The organism is Arthrobacter sp. LAR12-1-1.1 (genome assembly GCF_040676555.1).
In the GTDB taxonomy this organism is placed as follows: Bacteria; Actinomycetota; Actinomycetes; order Actinomycetales; family Micrococcaceae; genus Arthrobacter.
In genome coordinates this window covers 1-18,616 of sequence record NZ_JBEGIG010000004.1, presented here as the reverse complement: position 1 = coordinate 18,616, position 18,616 = coordinate 1, and the positions used below count along the sequence as shown (strand labels likewise).

19 protein-coding genes and 1 pseudogene are annotated in these 18,616 nt (G+C 67.9%); 13 read left to right on the top strand and 7 right to left on the bottom strand.

The window, feature by feature from the left end; genetic code table 11:
* Window positions 1-28 precede the first annotated feature (28 nt).
* The 3 genes from MRBLAR12_RS05265 to MRBLAR12_RS05255 all read right to left on the bottom strand — a co-directional run bounded on the left by MRBLAR12_RS05265 (window position 29) and on the right by MRBLAR12_RS05255 (window position 3,340).
* On the bottom strand, window positions 29-1,033 hold the full coding sequence (locus MRBLAR12_RS05265) for a CapA family protein (RefSeq protein WP_364744074.1): 1,005 nt from the start codon (window positions 1,031-1,033) through the stop codon (window positions 29-31).
* Between the two features lie 32 nt (window positions 1,034-1,065).
* On the bottom strand, window positions 1,066-1,308 hold the full coding sequence (locus tag MRBLAR12_RS05260) for a DUF2630 family protein (protein WP_229994688.1): 243 nt from the start codon (window positions 1,306-1,308) through the stop codon (window positions 1,066-1,068).
* A 157-nt stretch (window positions 1,309-1,465) separates the two neighbouring features.
* Entirely contained in the window at window positions 1,466-3,340 is a 1,875-nt protein-coding gene (locus MRBLAR12_RS05255; protein ID WP_364744071.1) for a Na+/H+ antiporter, read from the bottom strand.
* 173 nt (window positions 3,341-3,513) lie between these two features.
* Here MRBLAR12_RS05255 and MRBLAR12_RS05250 point away from each other — a divergent pair, with 173 nt between their 5' ends.
* The 3 genes from MRBLAR12_RS05250 to MRBLAR12_RS05240 all read left to right on the top strand — a co-directional run bounded on the left by MRBLAR12_RS05250 (window position 3,514) and on the right by MRBLAR12_RS05240 (window position 4,995).
* On the top strand, window positions 3,514-4,080 hold the full coding sequence (locus MRBLAR12_RS05250; protein ID WP_364744070.1) for a type 1 glutamine amidotransferase domain-containing protein: 567 nt from the start codon (window positions 3,514-3,516) through the stop codon (window positions 4,078-4,080).
* A gap of 180 nt (window positions 4,081-4,260) precedes the next feature.
* On the top strand, window positions 4,261-4,674 hold the full coding sequence (locus MRBLAR12_RS05245; protein ID WP_364744067.1) for a VOC family protein: 414 nt from the start codon (window positions 4,261-4,263) through the stop codon (window positions 4,672-4,674).
* 102 nt (window positions 4,675-4,776) lie between these two features.
* The gene (locus MRBLAR12_RS05240; RefSeq protein WP_229994684.1) at window positions 4,777-4,995 is read left to right on the top strand and encodes a hypothetical protein; all 219 of its coding nucleotides are present in this window, start codon (window positions 4,777-4,779) and stop codon (window positions 4,993-4,995) included.
* A 177-nt stretch (window positions 4,996-5,172) separates the two neighbouring features.
* Here MRBLAR12_RS05240 and MRBLAR12_RS05235 read toward each other — a convergent pair whose 3' ends face one another.
* Window positions 5,173-5,907 (bottom strand): GAF and ANTAR domain-containing protein, encoded by a 735-nt coding sequence (locus MRBLAR12_RS05235; RefSeq protein ID WP_364744064.1) that lies wholly within the window; start codon window positions 5,905-5,907, stop codon window positions 5,173-5,175.
* Window positions 5,908-6,256: 349 nt separating this feature from the next.
* Here MRBLAR12_RS05235 and MRBLAR12_RS05230 point away from each other — a divergent pair, with 349 nt between their 5' ends.
* On the top strand, window positions 6,257-7,621 hold the full coding sequence (locus MRBLAR12_RS05230) for a phosphoribosyltransferase (protein WP_229994682.1): 1,365 nt from the start codon (window positions 6,257-6,259) through the stop codon (window positions 7,619-7,621).
* Window positions 7,622-7,625: 4 nt separating this feature from the next.
* Here the strand turns inward: MRBLAR12_RS05230 and MRBLAR12_RS05225 are convergent, their stop codons facing one another.
* Together MRBLAR12_RS05225 and MRBLAR12_RS05220 are read right to left on the bottom strand one after the other, a co-directional pair.
* Window positions 7,626-8,321, bottom strand: coding sequence for an SRPBCC family protein (locus MRBLAR12_RS05225; RefSeq protein ID WP_364744061.1), 696 nt, complete (start codon window positions 8,319-8,321; stop codon window positions 7,626-7,628).
* Between the two features lie 10 nt (window positions 8,322-8,331).
* Window positions 8,332-8,805, bottom strand: coding sequence for a universal stress protein (locus MRBLAR12_RS05220; RefSeq protein ID WP_229994680.1), 474 nt, complete (start codon window positions 8,803-8,805; stop codon window positions 8,332-8,334).
* 185 nt (window positions 8,806-8,990) lie between these two features.
* On the opposite strand from MRBLAR12_RS05220, the gene MRBLAR12_RS05215 reads away from it, so the two are divergent.
* Together MRBLAR12_RS05215 and MRBLAR12_RS05210 are read left to right on the top strand one after the other, a co-directional pair.
* Window positions 8,991-9,863: an NAD-dependent epimerase/dehydratase family protein gene (locus MRBLAR12_RS05215; protein ID WP_364744058.1), complete on the top strand. Its 873-nt coding sequence runs from the start codon at window positions 8,991-8,993 to the stop codon at window positions 9,861-9,863.
* Between the two features lie 20 nt (window positions 9,864-9,883).
* The gene (locus MRBLAR12_RS05210; protein WP_364744055.1) at window positions 9,884-10,915 is read left to right on the top strand and encodes an aldo/keto reductase; all 1,032 of its coding nucleotides are present in this window, start codon (window positions 9,884-9,886) and stop codon (window positions 10,913-10,915) included.
* Window positions 10,916-10,949: 34 nt separating this feature from the next.
* On the opposite strand, the gene MRBLAR12_RS05205 is transcribed toward MRBLAR12_RS05210, so the two are convergent.
* Window positions 10,950-11,699, bottom strand: coding sequence for a FadR/GntR family transcriptional regulator (locus tag MRBLAR12_RS05205; RefSeq protein WP_229994677.1), 750 nt, complete (start codon window positions 11,697-11,699; stop codon window positions 10,950-10,952).
* Window positions 11,700-11,839: 140 nt separating this feature from the next.
* On the opposite strand from MRBLAR12_RS05205, the gene MRBLAR12_RS05200 reads away from it, so the two are divergent.
* From MRBLAR12_RS05200 to MRBLAR12_RS05170, 7 genes and pseudogenes are all read left to right on the top strand, one after another.
* The gene (locus tag MRBLAR12_RS05200) at window positions 11,840-13,135 is read left to right on the top strand and encodes an ABC transporter substrate-binding protein (RefSeq protein ID WP_364744052.1); all 1,296 of its coding nucleotides are present in this window, start codon (window positions 11,840-11,842) and stop codon (window positions 13,133-13,135) included.
* A 128-nt stretch (window positions 13,136-13,263) separates the two neighbouring features.
* On the top strand, window positions 13,264-14,217 hold the full coding sequence (locus tag MRBLAR12_RS05195; RefSeq protein ID WP_229994675.1) for a carbohydrate ABC transporter permease: 954 nt from the start codon (window positions 13,264-13,266) through the stop codon (window positions 14,215-14,217).
* A complete protein-coding gene (locus MRBLAR12_RS05190) occupies window positions 14,214-15,107 on the top strand; it encodes a carbohydrate ABC transporter permease (protein ID WP_229994674.1) in 894 nt (297 codons plus the stop codon). The genes MRBLAR12_RS05195 and MRBLAR12_RS05190 overlap by 4 nt, the downstream gene beginning before the upstream one ends.
* 7 nt (window positions 15,108-15,114) lie before the next feature.
* Window positions 15,115-16,263, top strand: a complete 1,149-nt coding sequence (gene dgoD, locus MRBLAR12_RS05185; protein WP_364744048.1) for a galactonate dehydratase — start codon at window positions 15,115-15,117, stop codon at window positions 16,261-16,263.
* Between the two features lie 52 nt (window positions 16,264-16,315).
* Window positions 16,316-16,987, top strand: a complete 672-nt coding sequence (locus MRBLAR12_RS05180) for a bifunctional 4-hydroxy-2-oxoglutarate aldolase/2-dehydro-3-deoxy-phosphogluconate aldolase (protein ID WP_229994673.1) — start codon at window positions 16,316-16,318, stop codon at window positions 16,985-16,987.
* Entirely contained in the window at window positions 16,987-18,021 is a 1,035-nt protein-coding gene (locus MRBLAR12_RS05175; protein WP_364744045.1) for a sugar kinase, read from the top strand. Before MRBLAR12_RS05180 ends, MRBLAR12_RS05175 begins: the two co-directional genes overlap by 1 nt.
* Before the next feature lie 78 nt (window positions 18,022-18,099).
* Window positions 18,100-18,616: pseudogene (locus tag MRBLAR12_RS05170) on the top strand (bifunctional D-altronate/D-mannonate dehydratase); the annotation flags it as partial.

Sequence of the window (18,616 nt, the reverse complement as noted above, 5' to 3'; positions counted from 1 at the left end):
AGTCCGTCCGCTGGCCCACTACGCCGATTCAGTTCTGGTCCAGCGGAATCTCCAGGCAGCGGCCGGACGGGTTCCAGCTGCCCAGCGTGCCCAGGTGGCCGCTCAGCCGCTGCATCCGGGCGGCGATATCGGGCGCCGACCCCCGGGCCAGCCGGGCCTGGAATCCGGCGATGACCGTGGGATAGAGCCGAAGCGTGCGCGGTGCGCCGCCGTCGGTGTTGAGCATGAACACGAATGACTGGTCATTGCGCTCGACGGGGTCCACAGCATAGTCGTCAACGAAGTCGCCGGCGCTGTAAATAATGGGACGGTTCCGGTGGATCCCGACGCCGCGGAAAATATGGGGCGAGTGGCCGAAGACGAGGTCGGCTCCGGCCTCGATGAGGTCCCGGGCGAGGTCCTGGTGCCGGGGCGGGACGTCGTAGCCCCAGTTGCCGCCCCAATGGGCCGACACGATGAGGAACTGGACGCGGGCCTTGGTCCGCCTGACCAGGTCCAAAAGTCCGTCCAATCGTGCCCCGCCGCGCCGGGCGCCGCCGCCGGCGGCGGCATCCTCCACCGGAACGTAGTAGACCCCGGGGGTAGCGGTGCCGGCCTCCCAGTCGGGCTGGTTGTCCGTGAAGGCAAGGAATCCGACGGCGACAGCGCCTACGCGCCGCACCGCCGGGCGGCGGGCGGCGTCCAGGTCCGGGCCGGCGCCGGCATGCAGGATGCCGCGGCTGTCGAGGACCGGCAGCATTTCCCGGAACGCGTCCTGGCCGAAATCCAGGACGTGGTTGTTGGCGAGCGAGACGACGTCGATCCCGGCGGCGAGGAGACTGGCCACGTTCTTCGGGTCCGAGCGGAAGTGGAAGATCTTGCCAGGCTCGGGGCCGCCGCCGGACGCCAGGACGCACTCCAGGTTGGCAATGCGAACGTCCGCCTGCCTCAGGAGCTCCAGCGTGTCGCCCCACGGATAGGCAGGCCTGGCCGTTGCCAGGTGCCGGTTCACCAGACGGCCCAGCATGACGTCTCCCAGCAACGCAATTTGCATGGCCAGCCGGCCCGTCAGATCATGGTCGAGGGCTAGCTCTGGTAGCCCTCGACCTCGCTGACCGGCCGCACCTCCGCCTCGTCGGGGTTCTCGCCGTAGTCCTTTTTGGCGCGCCGCTGGCGGAGCAGGTCCCAGCACTGATCGAGCTGTTCTTCCACTTGCTGCAGCCTGAGGATGTCCGGCGCTCCGGTCCCGGCGGCTTGCGAGCCTTCGCGGAGGCCGTGTTCTTCCTCCACCAGGGCCTTGATGCGCTCCAGGATGTCTTGGTTGTCCACGGTGTCCTCTCTTCGTCCGACCGCGGCGGGTCCCCTTCTCTTCGCAGGGTCCCTTTCCAGCAGGTCCCTTCCAGCCTACGGAGGCGATGGAGCCGTGAACAGGGCTCGGCGCGGACTTACGGCACGCGGCGCGGCGCCGGCGTCCGGAGCCCTGGCCCTAGCCAAGGAGTTCGTCCGGGTAGCACCAGCGCCAGTCCTCGCCCGGCTCGACGCTGCGCATGACGGGGTGGCCGCTGAGCTGGAAGTGTTTGTAGGCATGGGTTCCCGGCGAGGAATCGCAGCAGGCCACGTTGCCGCACTCCAGGCACATCCGCAAGTGTACGGTCGTCGTTCCGTCGCGTACGCACGCGGCGCAGAAGGGGCCCGGCGGGACCGCCGGATCCGGGGCGGACTCCAGGTGGGGGCACACTCCTAGGGGCCGGGCGATCCCCTCGCCTCCGCGGCCGCCGTCCGTGTCCGGTTCTTCCAGTGCGGCGTCCAGCATGGACTCTTCGACATCGAGGCGGTCCAGGACGTTGACCAGGACCTCGTGCGCGTATCCGCCGCCGCGCCGCAGCTCGAGCACCTTGGCGCGCTCGGCGTCCAGCATGGCCAGCCGGAGTTGGGCGTAGCGCTGGCTGGGGGTGGCGGCTTCCGCGGACGGCCGTCCCAGCCGCTCCCACGCGGCCAGCCCGCGCTCCTGGGTACGCCGCTTCAGCATCGCCACGACTTCCGGCGGGTCGGCGTCCGAGCGCAGTTCCCGGAGCCGCTGCACGCCCGCCGCCGTCGCCATCTGCATAAGCGACGCCTCGTTGAGCGCGTCCTCGCGCGGGTCCGGACCCTTGACATGCAGCCACCGGACGAGGGCCGGGAGCGTGAAGCCCTGCAGGGTCAGCGTGCCGGCCACCACCACGAGGGCCATCAGGATCAGGACGGACCGGTGTTCCAGACCTGCCGGCAGGACCAGGACGGCGGCCAGCGTCACCACGCCGCGCATGCCGGCCCAGGAGACGATCGCCGCATATTGCCAGGGCGGCGCGGGATCCTTGCGCCGGACCGCGGGGATGAGCCGTGGCAGGTAGGTTGCCGGGAAGACCCAGACCGGGCGCAGGATCAGCACGGCCAGCAGCACCACGGCACAGCCGAGCCAGATCCGTTCGGGCCCCAGCGAGTCATCCCGGACGCCCTCGATGATGGTCCGGACCTGCAGCCCGATCAGGAGGAAGACAGAATTTTCCAGCAGGAACTGGACCGTGTGCCAATTGCTGCGCTGGCTCAGCCGGGCGGCCCCGTTCGGCATGGACGGCGCCTTGGTCCCCATGATCAGCCCGGTGACGACGACGGCCAGCACGCCGGAGGCGTGGATTGCTTCCGCAGGGAGGTAGGCCACGAGCGGGGCGATCAGCGACGTGGAAGTGTTGATGGCCACGTTGCGGATCCGCTTGCGGAGCGCCGTGAGCACGAAGGCGGCGGCGACACCCACCACCAGGCCCCCGCCGGCCGCAAGGAGGAAACCGCCGGCGACCTCCGCCGCGGAAACGGTTCCGGCGATGGCAGCGATGGCGGCGCGCAGGCAGATAAGCGCCGTGGCGTCGTTGACCAGCGATTCGCCCTCCAAGATGGTGACAATCCTCCGGGGCATGCCCACCTTTCGCGCAATGGCGGTCGCGGCCACGGCGTCCGGCGGTGCGACGACGGCACCCAGGGCAATGGCAGCTGCCAGCGGGATCTCGGGAAACAGCCAGGCGACCACCAGCCCGATGCCGATGGTGCCGAAGATGACGTAGCCCACCGACAGCAGGCCGATGGAGCGGCGGTTGGAACCGAAATCGAACAGCGAGGTCTGCAGCGCGGCTGCGTAGAGCAGCGGCGGCAACAGCCCGACCATAACGAGTTCGGGGTTCAGTTCGATGGTCGGGACAAACGGGAGGAAGGAACACACAACCCCGGCCAGCACCAGTAAGAGCGGGGCGGAGACGTTGATCTTGTGCCCCAGCGCGCTGCAGGCGCAGACAATGGCGACGAGGGCCAGCAGCCCGAGAGCAACTTCCATTGGCCCATTCTCTCAGCTTCACGCCCGGTGCCGGCGGGTCCCCGCAGCGCATCATCAGCTTGCTTATGACTTGGCGGGTTCCTAGAGTTGAACTGCAAGCCAAGTGAGAGTCTGCGCTGGCGCCGGGCACGGACGAATGCTGCCCGGACCGCGCCCCGGAACGAGGAGGACACATGTCAGAGCACAATATTTCGGGCAAGAAGGTCGCGTTCCTGCTCACAGATGGTGTGGAGCAGGTGGAACTGACCAGCCCGTGGGATGCCGTGAAGGAAGCCGGCGGCGTGCCAACCCTGGTCTCGCCGAAGAGCGGAAAGCTGCAAGGCTACAACGGCACCGAAAAGGGCCAGACCTTCGCCGTCGACCTCGCCGTGGCGCGGGCCGACGCCGCCGATTTCCACGCCCTCGTCATCCCCGGCGGCGTAATCAACGCCGATCACCTCCGCGTCGACAAGGACGCTCAGGCGTTTACCCGGTCCTTCTTCGAACAGCACAAGCCCGTCGCCTCCATCTGCCACGGCCCGTGGCTGCTCATCGACGCAGGCGTGGTCAGCGGCCGGAACGTGACCTCGTATCACACGCTCCAGACGGACCTCAAGAACGCCGGCGCGAACTGGACCGACGAGCAAGTCGTGGTGGACCAGGGCCTGGTGACCAGCCGCAGCCCGCGTGACCTCACGGCCTTCAACGCCAAGCTCCTTGAGGAAATCGCCGAAGGCGAACACGCCGGCCAGACGCCGTAGCCACTTTCCGCTCGTCACAGCGGCCGACGGCGGTGCGCAAACGCCGCCGCATTCTCTCGCCTTGTTCCCCTGCCGGGCACCTACCCATGCTGCCGGTTTTGCGGCAGGATATGCCCTGTAACGTGCACCGTCGTCGTTGCCGCACCGGCCGGCGCCCCCAAGCAGCAAGGAGTTTCGGACATGACTACGCTCAATCCCTACCTCGGCTTCCGCGACAGCGCGAAGGACGCCATGACCTTCTACCAGTCGGTATTCGGCGGGGAACTGACCATGAGTACGTTCGCCGAGTACCACGCCAGCGAGGACCCGGCGGAGCAGGAAAAGATCATGCATGCCCAGCTCCGGACGGACGGCGGCATGGTGCTCATGGGAGCCGACACGCCCAACAGCATGGACTACACCCCCGGCACCAACATTTCCGTGTCCCTTAGCGGGTCCGACGAAGCCGAGCTCCGTGGCTACTTCGACAAGCTGGCCGAGGGTGGCACCATCGCGATGCCGCTCGAAAAGGCACCGTGGGGCGATATCTTCGGGATGTGCAAGGACAGGTTCGGCGTGGACTGGCTGGTGAACGTCGGTTCCGAGCCCGCCTAGGGAAGGGCTGACGCCGGCGCGCCCCTGGCTCGTTGGGGCTATCCTGAATGCAGCCAGGACAGTGCGGGCACGAGTCAGTCCCCTGGCCCAGAGAGGCATGCAATGACCGAGAAGCTGCACCTCAGCCCGGAAGATGAATTCCCGGAAGACCTCAGCAAGGTCGCGGACAAGGATCTTCAGGTCCTCGACAGCCAAGTCGAGCGCCAGCTGGACTATGAGTACGTGGTGGAGGGGGAGCCGAATCCGGAGACGGAATTCCGGCACTATGACCTCGACGAGGAGTTCGAAGAGCGGGACAAGCGGGACAAGCCGGACACCTGAGCCGCAGGCGGCGGGCCACGCCGGCCACGTCTTCGCCTCGCGCGAAACGGCCGGCGGGTCCGCTCCCGCCCTCGTGCTCATCAATGGAATCGGCGCGCCACACCGCTCCCTGCGCCGGCTGCCCCAGCTCCAGGCCGGGAAACCGGGTCTGACCGCACAGGTTGGTCCTGGTCCGGGTTAGACCTCGAAGTGGGTCCGGGTGGGACCCTGGCCGAGTGCCTCGACCACCCCGGCCGCGACGACGTGGAGCTTGATGTTCCGGGCGCTGGACGCCGACTTCAGGAGCTCGAACGCTTCATCCTGGCTGCAACGGTTCTGCGCCATGATGATGCCGACGGCAACGTCGATAGCGGTCCGCGTTTCCAGGCTGGCCTTGAGGTCGGCGGCCGTCTCGCTGCTGTGCGCGAACCGGACCGCGAGCCGCAGGGCCATGGATGTCTGGTGGACGAAGTCACGGGCCAGTTCCGTGGCACGGTCATCGAACCGGCCCGGACGGTGCGAATACAGGTTCAAGGCGGCCTGGGTTTCGCCTTCGAGCAGGAACGGCAGCGCCAGAATGGACCGGAAGCCATGTCCGCGCACCATCGCGGCGTACTGCGGCCAGCGACCATCGAGATCAAGGTCCTCAACGTGGACGGTTTCCTGTTCCCGGGAAGCCGTCATGCAAGGGCCGTCCCCGAAGGTGTACTGGATTTCGTCCATGGCCTGCGCGGCGGGGCTGCTGCTGGCGACGGTGGCCGCCTTCCTTTGCCGCAGAAGGGTGATGCCGCACAGGATCTCGTCCCCGGGCTCGGACAGGCTGCGCGCGGACACCCTAGCGAGCTCGCAGAGGAAGTCCTCGACGTCGGAGCTGCGGAGCACCAGTTCCTGCAGCTGCTGGTTTATTGAATTTGCGGTTGACTCGCTGACCACTTGTCTGTTGTGCCGTTTCACTCAGGTCAAGACGACCCGGCGGCGCTCCCACCGCGGCAAATGGCGGATACGGCAGCGGCCGGATCGAAGAACAATCCAACGGCTCGCTGCAAAACCGTACCGAGAGAGTATATACATCCGAACCGCTGCCCGTCAGCCGCGGCAGCTCCGGCACGCAGGCCCAAAATCGGGCATAAAGGCCCTCACAGGGCTTCGGCCGCGGGCGGATAGTTGGAGGCAGCGGCCACCGGGTCCATTTCGGGTTTGGGGAACCCGCAGGAGCGCACCAGTTTCAGCAGCACACGACTGATGGCCGATGGCCCACGTTTCGACTTGAAAGCCATATCCCATGAGCATTTTTGAAGACAGGGTCGACGCCGGCAGGCAGCTCGGCCGTCGTCTGGCGGAACTGCGTGGCCAGGACATCGTGGTCCTGGGCCTGCCGCGCGGCGGCGTGCCTGTAGCCTTCGAAGTCGCCGCCGCCCTGGACGCTCCCCTGGACGTGATTGTGGTGCGGAAGCTCGGGCTTCCCTACCAGCCCGAGCTCGCCATGGGGGCGATCGGTGAAGGCGGTGCCAAGGTCCTGGACGAGCAGGTCCTGGCCCATTCACGGGTCAGCAGTGACGAACTGCAGGCCGTTGAGGAGCACGAGCGCGCCGCCTTGGAAAACCGGCTCGTCCTGTTCCGGAAGGGCCGGACCCGGCACGACCTGACCGGACGCATCGCGGTGATCGTCGACGACGGGATCGCCACCGGCTCCACTGCCCGGGTGGCCTGCCGGGTCGCCCGGAAACAGGGCGCGGCACGCGTGATCCTGGCGGTTCCGGTTGCCCCCGCGGAGACCCTCGCCAACCTGACAGAACCGGACGAAGTGGTCTGCCTGGCGACGCCGCGCCAGTTCACCGCCGTCGGTTACCACTACCGGGACTTCTCCCCGACGGACGACGACGAGGTGCTGCGACTGCTCGATCTTGCGGCCAAACGCGTCGAGACCTCGCCGCCGCCCTTCTGGGCCTCGGCGGCGGCCCGCGCCGACAGGGCCGCCGACGTCGACGAGGAAGTAGAGATCCCGTCCCGGGCGGTGCGGATCCAGGCACAGCTCCATCTTCCGGTCCCGGCCCGGGCCGTGGTGCTGTTCGCCCATGGCAGCGGCAGCAGCCGCCACAGCCCCCGGAACCGCTATGTGGCCGGTCTGCTGCAGCAGGCTGGACTCGGTACGCTGCTGCTGGACCTGCTGACCACCGCGGAGGAGCGCAGCCGCGCCAACGTCTTTGACATCGAACTTCTGGCCCGCAGGCTGTCCTCAGCAACGGACTGGCTTTCCACCCGGGCAGACACGGCCTCTTGCGCTGTGGGTTACTTCGGGGCGAGCACGGGCGCCGGGGCCGCGTTGTGGGCGGCGTCGGAGCCGTCGGCGCGAATCGCGGCTGTCGTCTCCCGCGGGGGCCGCCCCGATCTCGCCGGCCCGCGGCTGTCTGCCGTGACAGCGCCCACGCTCCTGATTGTGGGCAGCTTGGACCACGAGGTCCTGGAGCTCAACCGCCGGGCGAAGGCGATGATGCGCTGCCCCAGCCAGCTCGCTGTCGTGCAGGGGGCGACGCACTTGTTTGAAGAACCTGGCACGCTCGCGGCCGCGGCCATCCTTGCACGGGACTGGTTTGTCGACTACATGCTGCCGCCGGACGGTGCCAGCGCGCGGGCCACGGGCGTCTGAACAGTCAGGCGCCGTGCGCCTTGCGGCCCTCAGCTCTGTCACGGATGCCCAGGAGCATCCGCCGCTCCATCAGGAACTGCACCGGTTCCAGCAATGCGCGCAGGGCCAGCCCCTCGGCCAGGGGCGAGTAGTCGTACCGGGTGCGGGACAGGAGCCTGGTGGCCTGGGGGCCCGCAGGCCGCAACACGAACGTCCAGCCGATGTCGAGCCGGCGCCCGGTAGGACGGACGCCGGCGGGCGACATCTTGCCCGTGCGAAAGTCGATGGATCCGCCCAGCGCCAGCACAGCCCCGGACTCGAGACGCCTGACCGGCAGGCCGCCGTCGGGGGACAACGGGACGATGTCGCCGACTTCCAGGCGCTGCAGTTCCGGGACAATCCTGTCTGCACTCCGGATGCCCAGACCCGTGGTTTTTTCGAGCCAGTCGTAGGAGTAAAAACCGCCACGCCCGGCGCCCAACTGGACGAGCCAAGGCCAGACGTCTGTGACCGGGGCCGCAATAGTGACCGCACGGGTGCTTTGCATGCGCGGGGCGGGCACGATCTCGTCCCCGGCGAGCGGCCCGGCGGCCTCCTGGGTGGTGGATCCCCAGAGCAGGAGCCGCGGCCGGACAGCCAAGACGTAAGTGGCGCCGGCCCCGGCCGCCGCGAGCGCCGCGAGCGGTCCGCGCATCCGGCCGGGAACGTGCGGGCCGCTCACGCGAGGGACCTCATCCGCTGGTCCGGTGGTCCGGACGGTCGTCCGCTCCCTGGCCGACCACCATCACCGGACAATGGGCATGGGCCGCGCAGGCCCCGCTCACCGAGCCCATGACCTGATGGAGGAATCCGCCCTTCCCGCGCCTGCCCACCACGAGCAACTGGGCGTTCTGGCTTTCCTCGATAAGGACCTTGGCCGGAGCCCCGAACTTGACCGAGCGGGTGAGGCCTTCCGGACGCGAGTCGCCGAAGGCACGCTCCAAGGCTTGGTCCACGAGATCTTTGGCGGTCTCCTCCAGCTGCTCAAGGGTGGGTGTCCTGTCCTCCGGCAGGTGGGATGCAAGGAAGAAATCGGACGTCCCCAGGCACGTAATGACCTCAATCGGGACGTTGAGACTCGTGGACATGCGTCCGGCGAGGCGGAGCGCCGTCGTCGAAAATTCGGAACCGTCCACGCCCACGACAATGCGCTGATCACCGTTCATGGTCCCCAGCCTTCCCTGTGCTCCCGGGCCTGCCTAGGGTCGAAAGTCACGCGGGGACGGAGCGGGGCTGGGCACCGCGCCCGGCTCACCTTAGGGTGGAACGGTGACTGTCGGCACCGGACCGGATGCCGGACCATGAGCCTGACCATGACGGTCAGCCGAGCCTGCCACCCGAGGAGTTCCTGATGAGAGTTGCTGTTACCGGAGGAAGCGGAAAGCTGGGCCGAAGCGTCGTTCGGCGGCTGAGCGATGACGGGCACGAGGTGACCAACCTGGACCGGACGGGCGCGCGCAGCCGCGGGTTCACGGAGGTGGACCTGCGCAACTACGGCCAGGTGGTGGATGTGTTCCTTGGCCTGGAGGACCGCCACGCCGGCTTTGACGCGGTGGTGCATCTGGCCGCGATTCCTGCACCGGGCCATGCCCCTGATGCCGCCACATTCGAGAACAACATGCAGTCCACGTACAACGTGTTCCAGGCCGCCCGCCGGGCCGGGATCAAGAAAATCGTCTACGCGTCCAGTGAGACCGTGCTGGGGCTGCCGTTCGACGTCGACCCTCCCTACATCCCGGTGGACGAGGACTACCCGGCCCGGCCGGAAAGCACGTACTCGCTGGTCAAACACCTTGAGGAGCAGATGGCCATCCAGCTGACCCGCTGGGACCCGGACCTGAGCATCACCGGCCTGCGGTTCTCCAACGTGATGGACCCGGAGGACTATGAGGAGTTCCCCTCCTTCGACCACGACGCGGGGCTGCGCAAGTGGAATCTCTGGGGCTACATTGACGGCCGGGACGGTGCGCAGGCCGTTGCCCGCGCCCTGGAGCGCGGCAAACCCGGTTTCGAGGCGTTCATCATCGCGAACGAGGACACCGTGATGAGCCGCTCCAGCGCCAGCCTCGCGGCCGAGGTGTTCCCCAGCGTCAAGGTGGTCAAGGACCTGGGCGAGCACGAGACCATGCTTTCGATCGACAAGGCCAAGCGGCTGCTGGGCTACGCGCCCGAGCACACCTGGCGGACGTACCACTCGCTGCGCACCACCCCCACGGAAGACTGACCCCAAACTCGAGGAGTTCCATGCAATACCGCACCCTGGGCAACAGCGGCGCCGTCGTCTCCAACTACGCGCTGGGCACCATGACCTTTGGCGCCGAGGCCACCGAGGAGCAGTCCCGCACCATCCTGGACGACTACTTCGCGGCGGGCGGCAACTTCATCGACACGGCGGACGTCTACAGCTCCGGGGCGTCGGAGGAAATCATCGGCCGGTGGCTGGCGGACCGGCCGGATGTCCGGGACCGGGCGGTCGTGGCCACAAAGGGCCGCTTCCCGATGGGCCAGGCCCCCAACGACGTCGGGACTTCCCGCCGGCATCTGGTCCGGGCTCTGGATGACTCGCTGCGCCGGCTGGGCGTGGAGCAGATCGATCTCTACCAGCTGCACGCATGGGATCCGGTGACGCCCCTCGAGGAGACCCTCCGGTTCCTGCACGACGCCGTCACCAGCGGCAAGATCGCCTACTACGGCTTTTCCAACTTCCTGGGCTGGCAGCTGACCAAGGCCGTGCATGTGGCGAAGGCCCACGGCTGGAGTGCCCCGGTGACGCTGCAGCCGCAGTACAGCTTGCTGGTCCGCGAGATCGAGTCGGAAGTTGTGCCGGCCTCGCTGGACGCAGGGATCGGGCTGCTGCCCTGGTCGCCGCTCGGTGGCGGGTGGCTCTCCGGCAAGTACAAGCGCGATCAGGCGCCCGCCGGGGCCACCCGTCTCGGCGAAAATCCGAAGCGTGGGATGGAGGCCTGGGAGGCCCGCAACGCCGATCAGCGCACCTGGGACGTGATTGCCGAGGTGGAGGAAACCGCCGGGCGCCATGGCGTGAGCGCGTCCCAAGTGGCGCTGGCCTGGCTGGCGGACCGGCCGGCGGTCACGTCGGTGATCCTGGGCGCCCGCACCACCGCGCAGCTGGCGGACAATCTTGCGGCGGCGGATCTCCGGCTCACCCCGGGCGAGACGGAGCGGCTGACCGAGGTCAGCCGGCCGCGCGTCGGCGTCTACCCGTACGGGCCCATGGCCCAGGAGCAGCGCAGCCGGAAGCTCGAGGGCGGCCGCTAAAGAACGTTGTGGATGGGCTGGAAGTGACCCCGCGTTAGGTGGCTGGGGAGGCGGGGCCGCCGGCGTGATAGCTGGACCAGATGTCGCCCATTTCCTCGGTGGACTGCTCCACGATCCTGCTCATGGCGGCGTGCGCCGCGTCCGCCTCGCCGCGCTGAATGGCGCTGGCCACATCCACATGCAGCTGCAGGGCCTCGTGGTGTGGCAACTGCGGCATGAGGCCGTGCTCGGTGCGCCCAGTCAGCACCTCGGTGACCAGGTTGTGCAGCTGGGAAAACATGGCGTTGCCGGAGGCCCGGAGCACCGCCGCGTGGAAGTCGATGTCGAGCCGGAGGAACTCGTCCCGGTCCCCGCGCTGGCCGGACGCCCACAGCTTTGCGGCCAGGGACACGAGGTCGCTCCCGGCATCCCAGGATGCCCTCTCGGCGGCAAGGCGGGCAGCCTGCGGTTCAATTGCCCCGCGGAGCTCGTTCAGGGCCTGCAACTGCTCCAGCCGCCTTGAGGATGCGAGCCGCCAGCGGATCACTTGGGGATCGTACGCGTTCCATGATTCCTCCGGCTGCACCACCGTCCCCAGCCGCCGCCGCGACTCCAGCATTCCCTTGGAGGACAGCACGCGGGTGGCTTCCCGCACCACGGACCGGGAGACCTTGTGCTCGGCCTCAAGTTCGTCCAGACGCAGGATCGAGTGTGGTGCCAGCGTCCCTTCGGCGATGGCAAGCCCCAGGTTCTGGACCAGCACCGAATGCAGGTCTGCTGTTGGCTCCGCCTTTGGAGTTTTCATAAATAAATCATACGGGTGTGGCGCAAGGGGTTGTTTAAGTCTGCTTTATTTACCTAAGATCGCTTCCAGAGCAGATGTAAAGATGCATTTGCAGCCGGCTGGACAGAGACGCCCAGCCCTGAAAACCAAAGGAAGTCGTAATGAAGCGACGTTCGATTGCGAAGTACGCGGCTGTCGCCGCGGTCCTGTCCCTGGGGCTGACTGCCTGCGGCGGTGCCAGTGGCAGCACCGACGCCAAGACCGCCGGCACCGTGCGGGTCACCCTCGCGAACCACGTCTGGACCGAAGGCATCAAGGCGGCCATTCCGGAATTCGAGAAGTCCAGCGGACTCAAGGTCGAACTGACCCAACTGGGCGAAGACCAGCTCTCGGACCAGTACAACGTCAAGCTCAACGCCGGCAGCGACGAGATCGACGTGATGATGTACCGCCCGCTCCAGGAAGGCAAGGCGTTCGCGAAGAACGGCTACCTCGCGGACCTGACGTCCAAGGTCTCCTCGGACGCCACGTGGGACTGGAAGGACTACCAGGAGGGCCCGGTCAAGGCCACCACCGCTGACGGCAAGGTGGTCGGCGTCCCGATCATCACCGAGCGCGAAGTCCTCTACTACCGCAAGGACCTGCTGAAGGCCGCCGGCCTGGAGGTTCCCAAGACCATGGACGAGCTCGAAGCCGCGGCCAAGGCCATCAAGGCGTCCTCTCCGGACACGGCCGGCTTCGTGGCACGCACCGGCAAGTCCGCCGCCGTCACCCAGTTCTCCAGCTTCCTGTACAGCTTCGGCGGCGACTTCACCGACGCCAGCGGCAAATCCGCCGTCAACTCCGACGCCGCGAAGAAGGCCTATGCGTTCTACGGCGGCCTGATCAAGAACTACGGCCCCGCCAACGTCAGCACCGACATGAGCTGGCCCGAGGCGATGGCAATCTTCACCCAGGGCAAGGCTGCCTTCTACACGGAGGCCGACTCGCTCTACAAGAACGCCACCGACCCGGCCAAGTCCAAGGTCGCCGACACTGTCGGGTTCGCCGCACTGCCCGCCGGCCCCGCAGGTTCGAAGCCGTACAACATCCCGTCCTGGGGCCTTGCCATCAACCAGGCATCAAGCAACCAGGACAACGCCTGGAAGTTCATCCAGTGGGCCACCAGCAAGGAACGCACCCTCGAAGCACAGAAGGCCGGCGTCCCCGGACCGCGCGCCTCGGTCTGGGCTGACCAGGCCGGAACCTCCACCTACCCGAAGGACCTCGCCGAGGCCATCTCCGCCAGCGCCAAGAACGGCGTCGGGCACGACCGTCCCGAGGTTGTCACCGTAGGCAAGGCCCGCGAAATCGTGGGCGGCCCGATCGTCGCGACCATCACCGGCTCTGACGCTTCCGGCGCAGCCGACACGGCGCACGATGCCTTCCAGAAGTTCCTGGACAGCGAAAAGAAGTAGTGCGGCCGGCGCGCCACGCGCCTGACCCGCTACCCGCCTGACGCACCATCCAGCCCGGCGGGGCGGCAGTCCGCTGCCGTCCCGCCGCGGCCAGCTCTTCACTTCACCCCCAACTCCTTAGGTGAACCATGTCTGTATTGACCCCTCCCCGCAGCGCGCCATCCCGGAAGGCCGCCCGCACACCCAGTGCACGCGAGAACTTCTCGGGCTGGGCCAACCGGCACCGCAAGTGGCTCTTCGCCGCGCCCGCCATGATCTTCGTCGGCGTCCTGATCGTCTTCCCCCTGGCCTGGACCCTGTACCTGAGTCTGACCGATTCGCAGGGCTCGGTCCGGGCTGCCTCCGAGTTTGTCGGCCTCCAGAACTACCTCACGGTCCTGTCCGACGTCGAGCGCTTCTGGCCCGCCGTCGGCCGCACGCTGAGCTTCACCGGCGTTGCCCTCGTCTGCGAGGTGGTGCTCGGCATGTGCATCGCGCTGCTGCTGTGGCGCCCGTTCCGCGGCGAAAAGTGGGTCCGCGTGGCCATCCTGCTTCCGCTCGTCGCCACCCCCGTGGCGGTCGGCATGATGTGGCGGCTGATCTTCGATCCCAACATCGGCTTCGTCAACCAGCTGCTCGGCATGGTCGGCATCCCCGCACAGCCCTGGCTCTCCGGCCAGGACACGGCGCTCGGCACCACCATCTTCATGGACGTGTGGCAGTGGACCCCCATGGTGGTCCTGATCCTGCTGGCAGGGCTGACCTCCCTCTCCGAGGAGCCTGACGAGGCGGCCCGGATGGACGGCGCCAACGCCTTCCAGCGCTTCTTCTTCATTACCCTGCCCCTCATGATGCCGACCGTGATCGTCGCCATCCTGCTCCGGGGCATCGATGCCCTGAAGACCTTCGACATCCTCTACGCCACCAAGGGCAAGGGCGGCGGGTCCTTCCACGAAGTGGAAACGCTCAACGTCTACGCCTACGGGCTGAGCTTCGACTACAACCAGTACGGGCTCTCCTCCGCGGTGCTGATCCTGTTCTTCATGATCATCATCGGCTCCATGTGGCTGCTGACCATGCGCAAGAAAGCGGTAAGCAAATGACCGTACTGAAAGAAAACACCGAACCCCAAACCGCCCCCGCCGTGCCGGCCACGACGGAGCCGCGCCGGCGGAAGCCCGTGGGCACCCGCGCGTACAAGGTGTTCCGCGTAGCCGCGCTGGTGGCCGTGGTGCTGTTCCTGGTGGCCCCGCTGTTCTGGATGCTTCTGGCCTCGTTCAAGACCAACGTGGACATCTACGACACCGGCAAGTCGTTCTTCTTCACCCCTACGGGCGAGAACTACGCCAACGTGCTGCAGCGGAACAACTACTTCGTCTTCATCTTCAACAGCTTCTGGGTGGCCTTCGTTTCCACGGCGCTGTCGCTGGTCCTGGGCGTGCCGGCCGCCTACGCCATGAGCCGCTTCACCATGCACCGCTCGGCGCTCGTGGTCCTGATGGCCCGCGTCATCCCCGGCGTCTCGCTGCTGGTGCCCTGGTACTACGTCTTCTCCAACCTGAAAATGGTGGGCGGGTTCGAGGTGCTGATTCTCAGCCACATGTTCGTCTCGCTGCCGCTGATCGTGTACATCATGATGAGCTACTTTGATTCCCTGCCGCTGGAACTGGAGGAATCGGCCCAGGTGGACGGCCTGACCCCGATCGGCGCCTTCCGCCGCATCACCTTGCCGCTCTCCGTCTCCGGCATCGCCACCGCCGGCATCCTGTCCTTCATCTTCTCGTGGAACAACTTCATGTTCGCCCTGGTGCTCTCCGGCTCCAAGACCAAGACCCTCCCGGTCGCGATCTTCGACTTCGTCTCCTACGCCAGCATCGACTGGGGCGGACTGATGGCGGCCGCCACCGTGGTCACCATCCCGATCATGATCATTGCGCTCTTCACGCAGAAGTACATCGTTTCCGGCCTCACCGCCGGCGCGACCAAGGGCTAGGCAGCACATGACACTCATCAGCAGGATTGAAACGTTCCTCGTCGCGCCGCGCTGGCTCTTCGTCCGGATCGAGACGGACAGCGGGATCGTCGGGTGGGGCGAGGCGAGCTGCGAAGGCCGCAGCGAAACCGTGCGCACCGCCGTCGACCAGCTCTCGGAGCTGCTCATCGGCAACGATGCCCTGCGGATCGAGGACCACTGGCAGGTGATGACCAAGGGGTCCTTCTACCGCGGCGGGCCCATCCTGGCCAGCGCCGTGTCCGGCCTGGACCAGGCCCTTTGGGACATCGCGGGCAAGCACTTCAACACAACCGTGCACCAGCTCCTCGGCGGCCACGTCCGGGACCGGATCCGGATGTACGGCTGGGTGGGCGGGGACGAGCCCAACGAGGTGGCCGACCAGATCAGCGCGCAGCTGGCGGTCGGGCTCACGGCCGTCAAGATGAACGCCAGCGGCCGGATGAGCCCCATCGCCTCGGTGGCCGAGCTCGACGGCGTCGTCCGCCGGGTGGCCGCGGCCCGCGAGGTCCTCGGCGACCACCGCGACGTGGCCGTGGACTTCCACGGCCGCTTCAGCCTGGCCAACGCCCGCCGGGTGGCGCCGCTGCTGGAACCGTACCGGCCCTTCTTCCTCGAAGAACCGGTGGTCCCGGAAAACACGCACCTGCTGCGCGAGTTCACCTCTTCGACGACGACGCCGGTCTCCACCGGCGAGCGGCTCTACAGCCGGCAGGAATTCCTGCCCGCGCTGCAGGCCGGCATCGCCGTGGCCCAGCCGGATCTCTCCCATGCCGGCGGCATCACCGAGGTCCGAAAGATCGCCTCGCTCGCCGAAATCTACGAAGTCCAGCTTGCCCCGCACTGCCCGCTGGGCCCGCTGGCACTGGCCGCCTGCCTGCAGGTGGGTTTCGCGACACCCAACTTCCTGATCCAGGAGCAAAGCATCGGCATCCACTACAACCAGGGTGCCGAAGTCCTGGACTACGTGGTGGACAAGTCCCCGCTGAAGTTCGTGGACGGGCACATCGAGCGGCTCACCGGCCCCGGCCTGGGCATCGAAATCGACGAAGCCGTGGTCCGTGCCGCGGACAAGCGCGGGCATGCCTGGCGCGGTCCCGTCTGGCGGCACCCCGACGGTGCCTTCGCCGAGTGGTGAACACCGGAACGGTAACACTGCCCTGAACGCCCCGACTAAGGAGAAGCCTGACATGGAGAACAACCTGACGCCCGAACTGCTGCTGGCCGGCATCCGGGAAACCCGGCTGGTGGCAATTGTGCGCGGCACGGACGGGGCAGCCGCCGCCCAGGCAGCTCTCGCGGCGATGGAGGAGGGCTTCCGATACGTCGAAATTGCGCTCACCACACCGGGGGCGCTCGAGGCGATCCGCGAGGTCCGCGCGGCCGCCCCGGCGGACTGCTTCGTCGGCGCCGGAACAGTGCTGACGGCCCAGGACGTTGACCGGGTCGCCGAGGCGGGTGGCCAGTTCATGGTGACGCCGTCGCTGGCAGAGTCGATCGCCGAATCGGCCCGGCTGGGACTGCCGGTGCTGGCCGGTGCGCTGACTCCCAGTGAGGCCTACGAAGCCATGAACCGGGGCGCCACCGCGGTCAAGCTGTTCCCCGCCTCGATCGGCGGACCGGGCTACCTCAAGGCGCTCCGCGATCCCTTCCCCGGAATCCCGTTCATCGCCGTCGGCGGCGTCGGGCTGGGCGAGGCCGCGGGCTACTGGGAAGCCGGCGCCATCGCCGTGGGACTCGGCGGACCGCTGTTCGGCGACGCCGGCTCCGGCGGCGACCTCGCCCCGATGCGGGAACGGGCCCGCGGTTTCGTGGCCCTGGCCGCCGAATTCGGCCGCCCGCGCGCGGAGAGCCTGCGGTGATGGCCGCCGCCCACAACGCTCCCGCCCCGCAGGCCGTTGACCTTCTGACCTTTGGCGAGTCCATGGTCTCGCTGCGGTCCACCGGCCCGCTGTCCGCCGGCGGCAGCCTGGGCATGCACGTGGCCGGGGCCGAATCGAACGTGGCCGTCGGGGTCGCCCGGCTCGGGCACAGCGTCACCTGGGCCGGGGTGGTCGGCGCCGACCCGCATGGCGAGTACATCCTGCGGCAGCTGCGCGCCGAGGGGATCGGGCTGCGGCACCGGATTGACGCCGCGCGGAACACCGGCGTGATGTTCCTCGAACAACGCACGGCCGATGTCACCCGGGCCTTCTACTACCGCGCCGGTTCCGCCGGGGCCACCCTCGGACGGGACGACCTGGACCGTGCCTTGACGGACGGTGCCCGGATCCTGCATCTGACCGGCATCACTGCCGCCCTCAGTCCCGACGCCCGGAAGGCCGTGGAATACGCGGCCGAGCGCGCTGCCGCCGACGGCATGGAGGTCTCCCTCGATGTCAATTACCGCAGCAAGCTCTGGACCCGGGAGGAGGCCTGCGCTGTGCTCACGCCGCTCGCCGGGTATGCCAGCATCGTGATCGCCTCCGACGACGAACTCGGGCTGGTCGCTGCTGCTCCCGGGGCAGGCCAAGCTGGAACATGGGACGCCGACGCCGACGCCGACGCCGACGCGGACGCCGTCGAAACGGCGATGGCCACCCAACTGCTGGACCGCGGGGTCCGGGAAGTAGTGGTCAAACGCGGCGCCGCCGGCGCCGGCGTCCACACCGCCGACGGGCGCTGGGAGGCACCCGCCGTCCCCGTGACCAGCATCGATACCGTGGGGGCCGGGGACGCCTTTACCGCCGGCTACCTTTCGGCGCTGCTCGACGGCACCGACGTCGCCGGCCGCCTGGAGCGCGGCGTCCTGGCGGGAGCCTTTGCCGTCAGCACCGCCGGGGACTGGGAAGGCCTGCCGGGCCGCGCGGAACTTGCACTGCTCGGGAGCACACCGGGCGGAACCACGCAGCGCTGAGCCCACCCCGGGCGCCCATCCGGGCCGCCTGCCATTCACCGGCTAAGACACCCCCGTTAGACCAGAAAAGGACCTGTTGTGAAAATCATTGCCGCTGAAGTCTTCGTGACCAGCCCCTCCCGGAATTTCGTGACCCTGCGGATCACCACCGAGGACGGGGTGACCGGGATCGGGGACGCGACCCTGAACGGGCGCGAGCTCGCGGTGGCCGCGTATTTGAAGGAGCACGTCGCGCAGCTGCTGATCGGCAAGGACCCGCACCGGATCGAGGACACCTGGCAGTTCCTGTACCGGTCCTCGTACTGGCGCCGCGGCCCGGTGACGATGGCCGCGATCGCCGCGGTGGACATGGCTTTGTGGGACATCAAGGGCAAGCTGGCCGGCATGCCGGTTTACCAGCTCCTGGGCGGGGCGTCCCGGAACGGGCTGCGCGCCTACGGCCACGCCTCCGGCGCGGACCTCCCGTCCCTGTTCGATTCGGTCCGGGAGCACCTGGAACTGGGGTACAAGTCGATCCGGATCCAGACCGCGGTCCCCGGGATCAAGGCCGTCTACGGCGTCGCGGCCCAGGCGCAGGCCTCGGGCGAACGCTACG